The sequence below is a fragment of the Chryseobacterium sp. MMS23-Vi53 genome (assembly GCF_047651245.1).
Lineage (GTDB): Bacteria > Bacteroidota > Bacteroidia > Flavobacteriales > Weeksellaceae > Chryseobacterium.
In genome coordinates this window covers 695509-712158 of the sequence record NZ_CP180265.1, presented here as the reverse complement: position 1 = coordinate 712158, position 16650 = coordinate 695509, and the positions used below count along the sequence as shown (strand labels likewise).

The following is a 16650-nucleotide window of genomic DNA, read 5'->3' as shown; positions in this document are numbered from 1 at the left end:
TATGTCATTTCCATTTGATACCCGTTACGCTTCCCTTGAACTTTTGATTGAAAGAGCCAAAAAAAGAATGCCTCGTTTTGCCTTCGAATATTTGGATGGAGGTTGCAACGAAAATATCAACAGAGACCGAAATACAAATGAACTTCGAGAAGTTTTGCTTCGTCCGCGTTATTTGAATAATACGTATGCAGAAGCGAATATGGAAACCGAATTATTTGGCGTAAAATATTCTGCACCTTTCGGAATTTCACCTGTTGGTTTACAGGGTTTGATGTGGCCAAATGCTCCGGAAATTTTAGCAAAAGCAGCTTTTAAACATAATATCCCTTTCATTTTAAGTACCGTTACGACAAGCAGTATCGAAAGAATTGCGGAACTAACGGAAGGAAAAGCTTGGTATCAATTATATCATCCAAGAGAAGAGTGGTTACGAGACGATATTCTCGACCGTTGTGAGGCTTCCGGTTATGATGTTTTGTGCGTTTTGTCTGACGTTCCGACTTTCGGTTACAGAGCAAAAGAAATCCGAAATGGTTTAGCAATGCCTCCACAACTGAATTTCAGAAATGTTTCTCAGGCTTTGGCAAAACCGGAATGGTGTCTGGAAATCCTGAAACATGGTGTTCCAAGTTTTAAAACAATGGAAAAATACATGGATAAAAACATGAACGTGAAACAGTTGGGACAGTTCATGAATTCTACATTTTCTGGGAGATTAAATTCAGACAGAATCAAAGCGATTCGAGATAAATGGAAAGGAAAATTGGTCATTAAAGGCGTTGCTTCAGACGAAGACGCAGAAGAAGCGGTACGTTTAGGATTTGACGGAATGATTATTTCCAATCACGGCGGAAGACAATTGGACGCGGGAGAATCTACGATTGCAGTGGTAAAAGAAATCAGCGAAAAATATAAAGGTCAGATCAAAATCATGATGGACAGTGGCGTAAGAACCGGCCCGGATGTTGCCCGCGCATTGAGTTGCGGTGCGGAATTTACCTTTATGGGAAGGACTTTCATGTATGCAGTCGGAGCTTTAGGCGATAAAGGTGGAGATCACATTATTGAAATGCTGAAAATGCAGTTCAGACAGGTAATGGAACAGGTTTGCTGCGAAAAACCGGAGGACTTGCAGAACTTTAGAGTGAAGTAGTTTCCTTAGGTAAGGAAGCTTGAAGAGGGAAGCTGGAAGTTAGTGAATTACGCGTTCAACAACCTCCAGCTTCCCTCTTCCAACTTCCAGCCAATTTATTATTTCTTTTTCTCAGATTTTACCGCCTGTCTTGCCAACAATTTCCAGTCATTTTTCACTTTAGCCCAAACCAATAAAATATCCAGCGTCACATCTCCCGGAGCTTTTCCTGCATCGGCTGTCGTTGCATAAAAATGTTGACGAACAATCGCCGTATTTCCTACAATATTTACGGTTTGATTCGTAATATCAATCTTTACAAAATCCGATTTTTTGCTAACCAGTTTCTCAACAAATTCTGTTGCATCATCGATATGACCACCAGAATGACCGTAAGTCAGTTCAGGTAAAATCAAAGATTCTAACGCCAATTTTTCTCCGCTTTCCATTGCTAATCTCAATTTCTCCGCAGAAGCTGTTACAGCATCTTTATCAGATATTTTCTGTGCGGAAACAGTAATTGCCGCTATGAAACTCATGGTAAAAATTATTTTTTTAATCATAATTAATTTTTATAATATTTTTCTTAATTGTATAAACTGATGCAATCGATTGCGCTTTTAAAATATTTATATCAACAAAAATTTACAAAGAATCCCTTTGAATAAATTTAAACACATTATTCACAGATTCCTTTTTATTCTTCAAAATCATGTACGCTGCAGATTCTCCCATTGCTTTAAAATCCGTTGTAATTACTGTAATTCCAAGCAATTCTTTCAAAGGTGTTTCGTTGTAGGAAATAATTCCGATGTCTTCGCCTAGTTTTAGATTGTTTTGTCTCACTTGTTTTACCAAATTCACCAAATCGCGTTCGCGAATCGTGATGAAAATATCCTTTTGCAATTCCATGTCGGGATAAATTTCATCCAAAATTTCGTAATCTAGTTTAAAATCTTTACAAAATTTTTCGAAACCCCTTACAATACGGAAAGGGTAGGGATGAATTGACTTATCCGGATACACCAAAATTATTTTTTCGTACTTCTTAATTTTGTCTAAACCTTCCTCTAATGCATCATAAATATCATGTTCAAAATCCTGAAAAATAGAGCCATATTCCCCTGAAATATTGGGTTTTGTATTATCAAGCATCAGCAATTTGTTCTTCGGGATTTTTTCGATCATTTCAAGAACTTCTTTTGTTGAACTTGTGTGTTTGGATTGTTCGTCCCGGAAGTGGGGCATAATCACGTAATAATCAAACCCGCCTAGATTCTTTTTTAAGGCATTAATAAAAAGTGTTTCATCACAATGATAAATGTACATTTCAACATTGCCTTTGGTACCGATTGCATTCACAAAATAATTGTAAATCATCATTTTGTAAGTGCTTGGTTTATTGATTAAAAAGAAAATGTTGATGCTGTCATTTTTATTAATGCGCGAAATATAATAGCCTTTGCCTTTCACAGATTCGATAATTTGCCTTTTTCGAAGCTCTTTGTAAGCTTTCTCCACAGTATCTCTCGAAAGAAAGCATGATTCACTAAGTTCATTAATAGAAGGAATTTTTTCTCCGATTTTAATCTCTCCACCATCAATTCCGTTTAGGATAGAATCTACGATCTGTTTGTATTTGGGAACTCTGGAGTTTTCATTGATGTTTATTTCAAACGTTTCTGCCATGGCTTTCGGTACAAAAAATTATGATTAGCTTATTAAAAAACTAATTTATAAAAGGGGTTAACGGTTCAGAAAAGATACAAAAAAATAGAATAACTGATATCCGTCATGTTTAATTCTAAAAAATAATTTAAATATTTGATTTTTAGTGAGTTGTGTTTTTGGTCAAATTAAAGTTTAAATTAATAAAATCACCAAAAATTACAGCTTAAGTTAAAATAATAGTAAATTTTGATCTACAATCATAAAATTTTAAACAAAAAAGCCTGCCCCTTTCGGAACAGACTTCGAACTATATGAATGTGAAAAAAATTAAGGCATTTTCTTGAAACCTTCAGCTTTTATTTTCCAGGTTCCGTCTTTTGGAAAGCCCGGAAATTCTCCTGTTGAGTTGTCCCAACCTTCCAACATCATGGCAACGGTTGTTAAAACACCACCATTTCCCGGAAGATAAATTCGCAATCTTCCATCCTGAAAATTATGACCGTTTTTCAAATAAGTATTGGTCTGAATATTCATGAAAAGCGCATCCAAAGCTTTGTTTGGAAGGCCTAATCTTGCAGCCGTCATTGCCGTCATCGGAAAATCCCAACCCCAGGTGTGTTCCCAGTTCCATCTTTCCCAAACGATATCTAAGGTATTTTTCATGATTTTTTTATCCAGTTTCGGAGATTCAGGAACCATTCCCAAAGCGCCCAAAACTGCAGGATGATCCGTCATCCATTTTGGAAATGTGAAAGAATCTTTCGCCGATTCTGTCGATAAATAAACTCCATCCTGAACCGGAAGCGGAGCCAATTTAGAAATAACATCATCCCATTTTTTGTCTCTTTTTTCACCCAGTCTTTCCTTCCATTGCTGAGCCACTTTCAGCGCCCAATCCCAGTATGCAACCTCATAAGTCGGGTTATAAGTGTCTTTTGCAGGGAAAACTTCTTGTGCAGGAATCAATCCTTTTCCTAAATTATAACGGTTCTTCTCTTTGTCATAAGTCGCAAAATCAGCCATAAATTCCGCCGTTGCAAAAACCAGATCTTTATATTTTTCCAAAACTTTTTTATCCTTGTTATTTCGATATAAAAGTTCGGTCATGTAAATCAAATGTGGTTGTTCCCAAATCAAAAATGCAGCGACGGAAGATGGACTTTCATTGCCTTCATTGTCCGACATTTTAATCCAACGAACGCCTTTGTAACCCTGTCTTTCCGCTAATTTTTTTGCTTTATCGAATGATCGAAAATAATAATCCAATTGTTTTTCCAAAATTTCCGGTCTTCCCCACAAAGCGTAGTGAACGCCGTGCCACCAATGCATTTCTGTGTGCGGTTTTCCGTACCAGCTGTTGAATGTCAAACCTGTTTCCTGCGGCGGATTGCTTCCTCCACACTGAACTTTCGTTAAGTATTCCGACAAAACAACTCTGCGTTCCAGTTCGTTTGCTCTTTTGTCTGTACTTCCTTCGAAATCAACGGCTGCACCGCTTTCCCAGAAGTTTTTCCAGCCTGTTGTACTTTCTTTTTCTGCGTCAACAAACAGACTTTTAGAAGTTTTCTGATTTTTAGCTGAAAATTCAACACTTAATTCAACAGTTTTGTTTTTTGTAGATGGTTCGTAAATGAAATAATGTTTTCCCGCCTCACTTAATTTTCCATCAGTAAAATACAATTGTGTGAAATAATCAGCCGTTTGTAATTTATGCTCAATCAATCCCTGAGTTGAACTTGATGAAATAATTTTTGTAGAATGATCGTTTTCATTTCCGTAAAAAGCTGCGTCATCCAAAAACTGTCCGGTCGGAGAAGGATAGTGCGCGAATACTTTTAATCTTTTTTGAGAAATTAAATCCGATTCAATTTTAACTCCAATTTTATCTGAATTTTGAAAAGAAGCCGTCCAAACCTTTACAGGAATTCCTTCCACAGTAAATTCACTCGTAATAATTCCCGTCCACAAATCAATTTTCTGATTGATGTTTTGTAAATCTGAAATTTTGGCTTTCTGACCGTCCTTTTTATACATTTCAATTCCAACATTTCCGAGTTGCAAACGATGTTGATTCACACGGAAATATTCAACTGCTTTTTTGTTACGTTCCGGCTCTTTTAACTGAACGCTGTACAATGCCTTTCTTCCGTCATTATTGAAATCATAAGCTTTTAAAGTTTCATCGAATGTGAAATTTTCAGTATTCGGAAAACTGTTCCAGCCCCATTCAGACTGCGCTCCCAAAGAAACTCCGTTTTTATAATATTCAGGAAACGACTGCATTCCGGTAATGTCGACAGTGTAGGCAAATTTTCCGTTTCCCACCGTTAAAGACGATAAAGTATCTGCTTTTACATTGATAATATTATGTCGCTGAACGACTTTTTTACGGTCGATTTTCTGAGCATTAAGAGGAGAAAATCCAATGCAAAAAAGGCTTAGATATATGACTAATTTCTTCATTTTAGATCATTTATTTTTTAATTTTTTCAGCCACGAATACACGAATTGATGATTATCTAAAAAAAAACATTCGTGCATTCATGGCATTAAATTTATTTCAAAACAGTAACACTCATCATCCCAATGACAACATCATTGCTTACTGCCGTTAATTGTATATTTTTTAATTCTTTGTTCGGATCAATCGGTAAATCCAGAATCGTTGCAGCACCGCCTTCAACAGCACGGTCTGTAAATCCTTTGATCCCTGAATACTTACTTAAATTTCCACCTTTGTATAATTCTCCAGTTTTCAATTTTACGCGATACGGAATTTTATCATCCGGAATTTCAAAAGCAAAATTATCATCCAACAAATCTTGTTCGATTGGCCACCAATTGATAGGATTTTTCAGTTCCAATTCGGTTTTCGAATCATCAACATATTGAACTGTAATTTTTCCATTCATAATCTGTGACTGCATCGGGTTTGTAGAACCAGCCATAAGAAAATAGATTTTCTTTCCTTTGCCTGAAACAGGAATTTCAACCGATTTCGGATAATTATCCCACTGACTTATAAAGACAATATTTTTCTCCGAATTATCGATCAGGAAAGGAATTTCAAGGAAATCAACTTTGCCGTTTTTCCTTTTATTCATTAATCCTGAATCATCAATTTGAGAGGTGATTAACGGATAACACCAATTCCCGATTCCCTGCCATGGAAGCTGTAATGTCGGAACATTTAACCTTGGCGAAAGATATTTTTGATTGAATATTTCTGTTACTTTTTCATTGTATTTTGAACTTAATGAAACGTTATTAAATTCACCCTGATTTTCAATTTCCCAATCTGTGATTTCAAGATTTTGTTTAATTCCATTGTATTCAAACTCAATGAAATTGGTTCCTTTAGTTAAATAATTTGCAGGGATTTCAATCAATGCTTTTTGATTCTTCTGAACTGAAAAAGTTTTATTTAAACTATTAATAATGAGCTTTCCATTAATCAAATTTGCAGATTTTGACTGAATTTGTAATTTTTTATTCACCCATTTTGCCTCCAAAGGAAAACGAATATCTACATTCACAGGTTGCCACCAAGTAGTCCCGTTTTGCTCAACCTGAACGAAAAATGTTCCTTTTCTTTCTTCTTGAATTAATTCAAATTGATTGTCTTTTCGGGATTTAATTAATTCCTGAGGATCAAAAATCTGTTTAATTTTCTTTTTTGAATCAAAATTTAACTGAAGATTTTCGGAAATATAATTTACAAAATCCGTTTGTTCGTTTTTTAATTCTTCGTCAGAATAAGCAATTTCAATATTAAATTCTTTTCCAACAGGAGTTTCCAACTGTACAAAAGGCTGTGAAATAGAGTTGGGTTTAATTTTCCAATCTACTTTTTTACCATTTACTATTACAGATTTTATTTGAGAATGATTCACCGGAATTTGCATTTCCAGAGCAACCGATTTCGAATAATTTGATTTGAAAAAATATTCCGTTTTTTTTGGATTTCTGTTAAATTTAAATTCCCAATCCGAAAGCTTTAATTCTGCAAAATTCCAGTCTTTTGGAAAACCGGGTTTTATTTCAATTTTATTATCTAATAATTTTGGATAAACTCCAAAAAGTCCTTCCGTTAAAGTTCGTGCTGCAACACCGATGGGATCGGCAAAATCACGATATAATTCACCACGAAAAGCATCATAATGAGACAACTGTTCAAAATTCCCCGGACTAATTCCGTAATACATGCTTTCCGCAAGATTTCCCTTCCAAAGTTTGTAGGCATCTTCGGTTCTTCCGGCTTGCCAATAGGCTAAAGAAGTTTGTAAATTTTCCGCCAAAGCTACATTGTTGATCGACCAATCGTATGGCTGCCAATTGGTTGTAGAAAGTGTGAAATAGTCTTTATTTACAGTACCTTTCACCGTCACCGGAATTTTCGGAGTGTAATTATTAATGTATTGTAAGTTCTGATAATCCTCAAATTCATTCAAAATATAAGCATCCGAAACGTGATAAATCGACCAGATTCCCGGCTTATCATGAACGATTTGATTGCCCAAAGAATCTTTATATTCAGCAAAATAACCTTTATTTTTGATCCAAAGCTGGGTTTTCATTGCATTTAAAATAGATTCAGCTTCTTTTTCGTAAGGTTGAGGATTTTCACCAATAATATTCGCTAGTTTTGCCATTTCACGGTTGGCTCTGTAATTATAAGCCGAAGTATGTGTAACTTTTCCACCTGAATATTGAAGGGCATCACTCGCCCAAATCGCAGCATAAGCATCGTATAAATCACCACGTTTGAAATTTCGTTTTTCCCAATCCATGTGACGAACCATTGTTGACCACATTTTCTTTAAAAATTCAAGATCTCCGGTGTAATTGAAATGTGTAAACATTTGGTCAAAAAACACCAGATTCATATCATAATGATGCGGTTTTGTATTGTCATTCGGGTTTCTCGAAATATATCCGCTTGAAAATACGGAATTGCCCATTTTTTCAGTGTGTCTCGCCAAATGAAGATTTGTATCCATTTCAACAGGTGCAAAATCGGGCTGCAAAACCTGTGAATTGGCATAACTTTCAAAATGTTCTTTCGCGCGATCGTGCCAACTGAGAACATCTGCGACATACGCTCCGCGCCAAGCATTTAATCTCATTCTCCAAGCAACAGCGCCGTGTAAATAAGTCGGACTTTCCCAAATTCCGTCGGCAGCAACAGCTAAATTTGCTCCGAAATTATTTAAATCTGAATCGGGAGTTTTAAGCTGAACCCGGTTTGTTAAATTTAAACGAAATTGTTCAGATTCATTAAAAATATTCTTTAACTCTTCATCCGAAAATTTTTTATCTGATTTTCCTTTGGCAATTTGAATATAAACCGGATTTTTTTGAGCAGAATAAGTTGCGTAAATAATCGGCGATTTATCTATTTTATTTTGAGTAAAAGCAGAAAGGTTTTCCAATGTTTTTGCATCGGTCATCTGCAAAAAAGGAACATTTGAAAAGCTTCCATTAACGATTTGAGTTTCTTTTTTCTTGTTTAAATAATTCAACTGAAACTGGTTCTTTAATGCCTGAAATTGATTGTTCAAAGAATATTCAGGCAACAGATAAAATCCGGATTCCGGATCGGCGCCAATGTCGCCATTTCTGCTGAAAGTTGTTCCGCTCGCGCCACCATAAACTGCATAAATCTTTGTTGAAGAATCAACATTTTCCGTTTCCATTTTCAGAACCAAACCTTCTTCTTTGGTTTGTGCTAAAACGGTCAGTTTTAAACTTCCAGATCCAAGAATAGGATCTTTAATATTGTACAGCATAGAGCCGGGACGATAGCGCGTTTCAATCTTGTCTGCATTAATCAGTTTTTTAATAGAAGTTCCTTTTTGAATTACGAACTGAAGATTTCCGCCCATTCCCGGAAGATACAATGCAAATTCCGGTAAATCTCCGGCTTCGACTCTTGAAGCTAAATTATTTCCATACAACGCACGGTTGAAACGGTATTTTCCATTCACCAACAAAAAATCACCTTTATCTTCTTTATAATGTAATTCGCGTTCATTATTCTGCCAATGTTTTGATTGGGAAAACGAATGAGAGACGGCAGATAAAACAATCAGTCCTGCAAAAATGGTTTTTCTTCGCATTTTATGGCTTTAATTCGGTTAATGGTTTCCCGTTAACAGTTACGTTTTTCAACGTTACATTTTTCAGATAATCAACTTTATAAGGAGTTTCAATGCCATTCATTTTAGCATTAATCATTGTGAAATCTGTCACAGGTGAAGACTCGTAAGCATCGGAAAAAACAGCATATTTTCCGCCCTTTTCTACGGTTAAATTTTCAACCCAAATATTTCTGATTGTCGGAATAAAATTCCCGGGTTTTTCATAATGCATATTGAAACGTACCGCAGCTTCTTGATAAGCGCCCACTTTTGTATTATAGAAAAATACATTTTCGATGATTCCGCCACGGCTTGAGCTTGTTTTTATTCTTAAAGCTCTGTCAAGATTTTTACTGTCCATTACATTTCCGATAGCGTAGATATTTTTTGCACCACCCGCAATTTCACTTCCGATCACGACACCACCGTGTCCATCCTTCATTTCGCAATTTTCGATGATATGGTTTTCAGCAGGTTTTCCAATGTCTCTTCCATCTTCGTCTCTTCCTGATTTTATAGCGATACAGTCGTCTCCTGTGTCGAAATAACAATCTTTAATCCAAACATTTTTACATGCTTCAGGATCGCAGCCGTCGTTATTTGGACCATGACTGATGACTTTTACTCTTTCAATTAAAACATTTTCGCAAAGCACAGGATTCAGATTCCACATCGGTGAATTTTTAACCAAAACATCTGCCATGTAGAAATTTTTACATCTATAAGGTTGAACGAAATTCGGTCTTAAATAATATCCATCTCCAAAAATTCTTTCTCTTGCAGGTTTTCTCTGCGCCATATATTCATGAAGTTTCGCACGTGCCGGATTTTGTCTTCCCGGACGAGATTCGTTGTAACCATATTTTGTTGCACCACACCAAAACCACCAATTGTCATTGTTTGCATTTCCGTCCAGAGTTCCTTCACCGGTTACAGCGATATTTTTTTCTTCGTAAGCGTAAATCAATGATGAATAATTCATGCATTCCATTCCTTCCCAACGTGTGAAAACGATAGGATAGTCGTTGCTGTCCTGACTAAATAAAATTGTACCCTCTTTATTTATATGAAGGTTTACATTACTTTTTAAATAAATTGCTCCAGTCAAAAAAATACCTTTTGGAACAACAACTCTTCCTCCGCCTTCTTTATTACAAGTTTCAATCGCTTTTTTGAATGCTTCCGTATTTTTTGTTTTTCCATCGCCAATTGCCCCAAAATCTGTAACGAGATAGTCCTTTTTTCTGAAATTGGGTTTTACAATTTGTTTTTTTAAAGCTTTAATTTCTTTTAAAGGCTGTTGTGATGAAGTCCATGGTTTATATTGAGCCGAAAATGGTATTGATATTAATAGAATTAAAAAGAATAGAGCAAGTTTTTTCATAATGTCTAATTTAAAGAAGATAATATTCTCTTTATATATCGCAATCTAAAATAATTATGGATACAAATTATCCTGCACTGTCGGGATTCCAAAATTTATTTGCCAAATTTTGCAATCGATTGCATTATTTCAAAGATAAACCAAAATTGTTTATCAGACTCTTTTACAGAATAAATTAGAAAGAAATTATAAACTGAAAAAAATCACGTGGCAGATTCATTCTGTTATTTATAAAGTGTTCAATTCGAATAGAGTAGGAGGTTACAGCAACGGAATTGCTCCACAAATCAGCATAAATGAATATAGTTTGTCACTTCAACCTTTAGGAAATGAGAATGAAATTCTACTTTCAGCAGTTTTAAGTAAAATTTATTCTAAACAAATAAGCGACGGAATTCAACCCCAAAAAGCCAAAGTTTTATTTTAAAGTGATGATCCTTATTTAGGCGTTTCAAAATTAAAATTTAAATAAAAAACACAAGAAAATGTAGGGAATAGAGTCAAAATTTCACACTAATCTTGTTGAAAGAATGAAGTACTATCGCAATCTTTTGAATGAAACAGAAGATTCTTTTCTTCATTCAATCGATGCATTAACCCGAATTTCTCAACTCACAGAGTTTTTGAAGATTATTTGAATAATAAGAAAAAATTGGAAAGCAGTATCAAAAAATACAAAGATTATCATCAAAGCCTGCAAAAAATTTTTACTCCAAAAATTCGAGAAGGAGGATGAAGCAATATTGATATTAGTTTAAATTTTGAATAAAATTATCGGTTTTGTAAAAAAAGAAATCCCCGACTTTCGACGGGGATAAAAACTAATAACCATGAAAACTCAAATTAAACATGAGAAATTCGTTGCAAATATATAAACTAAAAACGAAACCCCTGCTATAAGCAGGGGTAAAAATTTAAAAATATGTGAAAGTGAATAAGTGTTGCTACCTCTGTATTCAAACACTGTGCCGTGAATAATTGCAGTAAATTAAAATTTTAACTGAAAACATTGTATTTGATTAAAAATTTAATGCTAATGTGTTGAATTGTAGAAATAAATGTTTTTCGTGTCTCTATTGAATATTTTTCTGGAAAAATAATTAATCTCTTTATAAATGTGGTATGTAGGCGGATATTGGTTAAAAAATAACTGTTTTTTGAAATATTGTGAGTATTTTTGGAACTACAGTAAATATAACTAATTATTGATTCCACTTTTTCTATGATCTTAATTGTTGATGATAACCATAGTAATCTTTATTCGTTAAAAAAATTATTAGAATCTAAAGATTTTCAGGTAGATACGGCCGATTCCGGGGAGCAGGCATTGGGAAAAGCATTAAAGAATGATTATGCCCTCATTATTTTGGATGTTCAGATGCCGGATATGGATGGCTTCGAAGTTGCAGAAACACTTGCTGGTTACAGCAAAACCAAGGAAGTTCCTATCATATTTCTTTCTGCTGTAAACACCGAAAAAAAATTCATAACGAAAGGCTATGCGTCGGGAGGAAAAGATTATGTCACAAAACCTGTAGACCCGGAAATCCTTTTGTTAAAAGTAAAGACTTTCTATAATCTCCAAGAGCAGAATATTGCGATGAAAAAAACGCAGCAGAGCCTTGAGCTGGAGGTGAAAGGAAGAAGAGAATCACAGGGAATTATGAAATCCCAGATCGATCATTTTCATCTGATGCTGGAGTCTTTGCCGCAAATTGCCTTTACTTTAAATGCAGAAGGCATTGTAGATTTTGTTAACGGAAAATGGTATCAATATTCAGATTCCGAGCAGGAATTTCCAGAAACTCATCCGGATGATCACCACATTAAAGAGGAGTTTGAACGCTGCAAAAAGAAAGGAAAAGCTTTGGAAATGGAAGTAAGAATCAAAAATATTGGAACAGGAGACTTCCGATACCATTTGCTTCGTATAACGCCCGTTTATGAAGAAAATATCGTGAAAAACTGGGTTGGAACCTTCACAGACATCGATGATCAGAAGAAGGTTGAAAAAGAAAAAGACGAATTTCTTAGTATTGCAAGTCATGAGCTTAAAACTCCTTTAACAAGCATTAAAGCGTATGTGCAGCTATTAGAAAGAAAATTAAAACTCGATAAAGACACTGCTGAGGCCGGTTTCGTAACCAAAGTTCAGGATCAGATCGAAAAGCTAAACACGTTGATTACCGATTTGCTTGATGTTTCTAAAATCGAAAACGGGAAGCTTAAAATTAATAAAAAACCTACAAATCTTGAAAGTGTCATTAGCAACGCAATCGATACAATTTTACAGACTCATGATGAGAATAAGGTAAAAATAAAGCGCGACGGAACAAAACCGGATATTTTAATTCCTCTGGATGAAATCCGTATCGAACAGGTTCTAATTAATTTCTTGACCAACGCGATTAAATATTCTCCTCAGAATAATCAAATTATTGTAACAACTTTCGTAGACAAAGAAGAACAGGAAGTAAAGGTAAACGTTACAGATTTCGGGATCGGAATTCCGGATTTTAAGCAGGAAGCAGTTTTTAATAAATTCTATCGTGTTGAAGAGTCTTCTCTGCAGTTTCAGGGAATGGGAATAGGACTTTTCATTTGCTCTGAGATCATCAAACAACACCACGGAACCATCGGAGTTTCCAGTATCGTGAACGAAGGTTCAACATTTTATTTCACCTTACCATTAAATTAATTTCCATGCCGAAAAAAATTATACGAAATCTTCAGTTTGGAGTAGGACTTTCACTTTTAATTTTAATTGTGAGCTCAGTCGCTTCATATTTAAGTATTCAAAACCAAATGAACCATCGCGAAAGTGTTGGAAAAAGCAGACGTGCAGTTACGGCAGTAAAAGATGTTCTGGTTGCTCTTTTGGATGCTGAAACCGGTAACAGAGGATACCAGCTGACAGGAAGGGAAAGTTTTTTGGAGCCTTACAACCGAAGCCTTGCAGAATATTCCAAAACGTTTGAATATGTAAAAACATTGGATATTAAAGATCCTCGTCAGCAGAAGCTTCTGAACCAGCTTGAGAAAAATGTTGAGACTAATCTGTCCAACATGAAGTTTTTCGTTGAGAACCGACGAAAAGGTCATCTGATGACACAACAGCAGATTACTGAGAGTAAAGTCTATATGGATAAATGCAGGCAGATTGTAAAAGATTTTTCGCAATATGAAGAAAATCAGCTTGCTACAAAGACAAAAGCACTCAATGAATCGTCGAATATGACGGTTTTATTCATTCTTTTTTCTGCGATTGCAGCGATTGTTGTGACGACTTTTTTCTATATTAAATTAAGATCAGATTTAATCCGAAGAGACAAACTGGAGAAAATGCTTAAAGCAAAAGATCTGGAAACATCAAGACGCGTAAGCGCTATTCAGAAGATTGCGAACAGAGTTGCCAATGGTGATTATAGCCAGAAAGTTGACGAAAATTACGAGGATGATCTCGGAGATCTTGTAGAGTCGCTAAATCATATGACAGAATCTCTTAAAATGTCTTTTGATACCATTAATAAAAGTGATTGGAGACAAAAAGGTCTTGCCATTCTGAATGAATCGCTTGTAGGAAACAAGTCGGTGAAAGAAGTTTCAGAAGAGTCTTTAAATCAGTTGGTTGAATATGGAAGATGCATCAACGGATCATTATATCTTTATGATGAGGGCTTATTAAAATTAACCACAGCTTTCGGTCTGGAAGGCAATATGAAAAAGACTTTCGAGCCTGGAGAAGGAATGGTAGGACAGGTTTTTTTAAATGGGAAACCGCAAGTTTACAATAATCTCCATACAGACGATTTTGTAGTAACTTTTGCAAGCAGCAAGATTCAGATTTACGGAATCGCACTCATTCCTGTTTTCTCTGATGGACACTGTATCGGAGTAATGGAATTGGGGTCAACTTTAAATTTTGAAGAAGAAAGAATCGATTACTTCATCGAGTGCAGCCGAAACATCGGAATAGCCTTAAGTGCCGCAAAAGGTCGTGAAAAGGAGCAGCAATTGTTGGAAGAAACTCAGGCGCAGTCGGAGGAATTGCAGGTTCAGCATTCTGAATTGGAGAATTTGAATACAGAATTGGAAGCTCAGACTCAGAAATTACAGGCTTCCGAAGAAGAGCTGAAGGTTCAGCAGGAAGAACTGATGCAGGCCAATGCCGAACTGGAGGAACGTTCAAGATTATTGGAAGAAAAAAACCACCTGATTGCGGAACGAAATAATGAGATTCAGAAAAAGGTTGAAGAATTGGCTCTAAGCACAAAATACAAATCGGAATTCCTGGCCAATATGTCTCATGAATTGCGTACTCCATTGAATTCTATCCTTCTTCTTTCGAGGCTGATGGCGGAAAATCCTGAGGAAAATTTAAATGAAGATCAGGTAGAATCTGCAAAAGTGATCCAAAGCTCGGGAAGCAGTTTGCTGACTTTAATTGATGAAATTTTAGATCTGGCAAAAATCGAATCCGGAAAAATGACGCTGGAATATCAGGATGTAGTGATTGAGGATATTGTGAAGGATCTGAAAAGTCTTTTCACTCCGGTTATTCAAGAGAAAAAGCTTCAGTTTAATATTGAAATTGAGGAAGATGTAAAAAAATCAATCGAAACAGACAGACTTCGTGTGGATCAGGTATTGAGAAATTTATTGTCGAACTCAATTAAATTTACAGAAGTAGGAAGCGTTGATTTGCACATCAAAAAAGATCCGAAAAGATCAGATTTTATTATATTTTCAGTAAAAGATACAGGAATAGGAATTGCTGAGGACAAGCAGAAAATTATTTTCGAAGCGTTCCAGCAGGCGGATGGTTCAACACGAAGAAAATTTGGAGGTACAGGTCTTGGACTATCAATCAGTAGAGAAATTGCAAGATTATTAGGAGGAGAATTGACTTTGAAGAGTAAATTAAATGAAGGAAGTGAATTTAGTTTAAATATTCCTATAAAAGCTGTTTCTGAGATCGAAAAACTTGAAACAGATCAAAATCTGGTTGAAATTATTCGTGAAGATGTTGAGGAAATTCAGCATATTCTGGGAGATGGAGAAATCGATATAAAAGAGTCGATCATTACTTTGGAAATCCCTGAAAATGTTGCCGATGACAGAAATGATATTCAAAAAAACGATAAGGTTATCCTTATCATCGAGGATGATACCAATTTTGCCAAAGCATTGATAAAGTATGCTCATTTACAGAACTATAAAGCTGTTGTGGAAGTGAGAGGGGATCGCGGCTTGCCGGCTGCGCTGCAATATCATCCGCATGCAATTTTGCTGGACGTTCAGCTGCCTGTAAAAGATGGTTGGCAAGTGATGGATGAGCTGAAATCCAATCCTGAAACGAAACACATTCCGGTTCATATGATGTCTGTTTTGCATGTGAAAAAGGAAAGTCTGATGAAAGGAGCGATCGATTTCATCAACAAACCGGTGGCATTGGATCAGATGACAGACGTTTTCAGAAAAATTGAAGAAGCATTGAGAAAAGGTCCGCAAAAAGTTTTAATTGTCGAAGAAAATGCAAAGCATGCAAGTGCATTGTCTTATTTCCTGAGCAATTTTAATATTTCTTTAGCGGTTGAAAATAATGTTGAAGACAGCGTAAAAGCATTAACGACAGATCATGTAGACTGCGTTATTTTAGACATCGGAACTTCAAAAGGAAATGAATACCAGATTATTGAATCGATAAAAAGTTACGACGGCCTGGAAAACCTTCCGATCATTATCTTTACAGAAAGAAACTTATCCAAATCAGAGGAGCTTAAAATAAAGCAGTATGCGGATTCTATTGTCGTAAAAACAGCTCATTCTTACCAGAGAATACTGGACGAAGTGGGTCTGTTCCTGCATTTGGTGGAGGAAAAAAATAATCCGATTGAGACTGTAAGAAGCAGAACTTTGGGATCTTTAACGGAAGTTTTAAGCGGTAAAAAAATCTTGATTACCGATGATGACGTTCGCAATATTTTCTCTTTAACGAAAGCTTTAGAAAAATATAAAATAGAGGTTGTGGTTGCAATGGACGGCAAGCATGCGCTTCAGCAGTTGAAAGAAAATCCTGATACAGATGTTATTTTAATGGATATGATGATGCCGGAAATGGATGGCTACGAATCTATTAAAGAAATTAGAAAAATGCCAAAATATAAGAGGCTTCCGATTATTGCCATCACCGCAAAATCGATGATTGGTGAACGTGAGAAATGTATCACGGCGGGCGCTTCAGATTATATTTCGAAGCCGGTGGATATCGATCAGTTATTGTCCCTGCTTAGAGTTTGGTTATATGAAAGTTAAACAGCTAA

General features: G+C 35.7%; 9 protein-coding genes. 4 read left to right on the top strand and 5 right to left on the bottom strand.

The window, feature by feature from the left end; translation table 11 throughout:
• The first annotated feature begins 1 nt into the window (after position 1).
• Positions 2-1153: an alpha-hydroxy-acid oxidizing protein gene (locus ACKX2A_RS03320; RefSeq protein ID WP_415327614.1), complete on the top strand. Its 1152-nt coding sequence runs from the start codon at positions 2-4 to the stop codon at positions 1151-1153.
• 98 nt (positions 1154-1251) lie between these two features.
• Here ACKX2A_RS03320 and ACKX2A_RS03315 read toward each other — a convergent pair whose 3' ends face one another.
• The 5 genes from ACKX2A_RS03315 to ACKX2A_RS03295 all read right to left on the bottom strand — a co-directional run bounded on the left by ACKX2A_RS03315 (position 1252) and on the right by ACKX2A_RS03295 (position 10327).
• Entirely contained in the window at positions 1252-1671 is a 420-nt protein-coding gene (locus ACKX2A_RS03315) for a nuclear transport factor 2 family protein (protein ID WP_415327613.1), read from the bottom strand.
• Positions 1672-1777: 106 nt separating this feature from the next.
• Positions 1778-2821, bottom strand: coding sequence for a GntR family transcriptional regulator (locus ACKX2A_RS03310; RefSeq protein ID WP_415327612.1), 1044 nt, complete (start codon positions 2819-2821; stop codon positions 1778-1780).
• Positions 2822-3130: 309 nt separating this feature from the next.
• On the bottom strand, positions 3131-5266 hold the full coding sequence (locus tag ACKX2A_RS03305; RefSeq protein WP_415327611.1) for a hypothetical protein: 2136 nt from the start codon (positions 5264-5266) through the stop codon (positions 3131-3133).
• Positions 5267-5358: 92 nt separating this feature from the next.
• Positions 5359-8922: a DUF4450 domain-containing protein gene (locus ACKX2A_RS03300; RefSeq protein ID WP_415327610.1), complete on the bottom strand. Its 3564-nt coding sequence runs from the start codon at positions 8920-8922 to the stop codon at positions 5359-5361.
• Position 8923: 1 nt separating this feature from the next.
• A complete protein-coding gene (locus tag ACKX2A_RS03295) occupies positions 8924-10327 on the bottom strand; it encodes a glycoside hydrolase family 28 protein (protein WP_415327609.1) in 1404 nt (467 codons plus the stop codon).
• 235 nt (positions 10328-10562) lie between these two features.
• On the opposite strand from ACKX2A_RS03295, the gene ACKX2A_RS03290 reads away from it, so the two are divergent.
• The 3 genes from ACKX2A_RS03290 (at position 10563) to ACKX2A_RS03280 (ending at position 16642) form a co-directional block, all read left to right on the top strand.
• Positions 10563-10754 (top strand): hypothetical protein, encoded by a 192-nt coding sequence (locus ACKX2A_RS03290; RefSeq protein WP_415327608.1) that lies wholly within the window; start codon positions 10563-10565, stop codon positions 10752-10754.
• A 795-nt stretch (positions 10755-11549) separates the two neighbouring features.
• Complete coding sequence (locus ACKX2A_RS03285) at positions 11550-13025, top strand: response regulator (protein ID WP_415327607.1); 1476 nt, start codon at positions 11550-11552, stop codon at positions 13023-13025.
• Positions 13026-13030: 5 nt separating this feature from the next.
• The gene (locus ACKX2A_RS03280) at positions 13031-16642 is read left to right on the top strand and encodes a response regulator (protein ID WP_415327606.1); all 3612 of its coding nucleotides are present in this window, start codon (positions 13031-13033) and stop codon (positions 16640-16642) included.
• The last annotated feature ends 8 nt before the right edge of the window (positions 16643-16650 follow it).

Excerpts from the sequence above, each read along its gene's own strand:
- ACKX2A_RS03320 (WP_415327614.1), top strand. The coding sequence starts at position 2 with ATGTCATTTCCATTTGATACCCGTTACGCTTCCCTTGAACTTTTGATT.
- ACKX2A_RS03315 (WP_415327613.1), bottom strand. The coding sequence starts at position 1,671 with ATGAGTTTCATAGCGGCAATTACTGTTTCCGCACAGAAAATATCTGAT.
- ACKX2A_RS03310 (WP_415327612.1), bottom strand. The coding sequence starts at position 2,821 with ATGGCAGAAACGTTTGAAATAAACATCAATGAAAACTCCAGAGTTCCC.
- ACKX2A_RS03305 (WP_415327611.1), bottom strand. The coding sequence starts at position 5,266 with ATGAAGAAATTAGTCATATATCTAAGCCTTTTTTGCATTGGATTTTCT.
- ACKX2A_RS03300 (WP_415327610.1), bottom strand. The coding sequence starts at position 8,922 with ATGCGAAGAAAAACCATTTTTGCAGGACTGATTGTTTTATCTGCCGTC.
- ACKX2A_RS03295 (WP_415327609.1), bottom strand. The coding sequence starts at position 10,327 with ATGAAAAAACTTGCTCTATTCTTTTTAATTCTATTAATATCAATACCA.
- ACKX2A_RS03285 (WP_415327607.1), top strand. The coding sequence starts at position 11,550 with ATGATCTTAATTGTTGATGATAACCATAGTAATCTTTATTCGTTAAAA.
- ACKX2A_RS03280 (WP_415327606.1), top strand. The coding sequence starts at position 13,031 with ATGCCGAAAAAAATTATACGAAATCTTCAGTTTGGAGTAGGACTTTCA.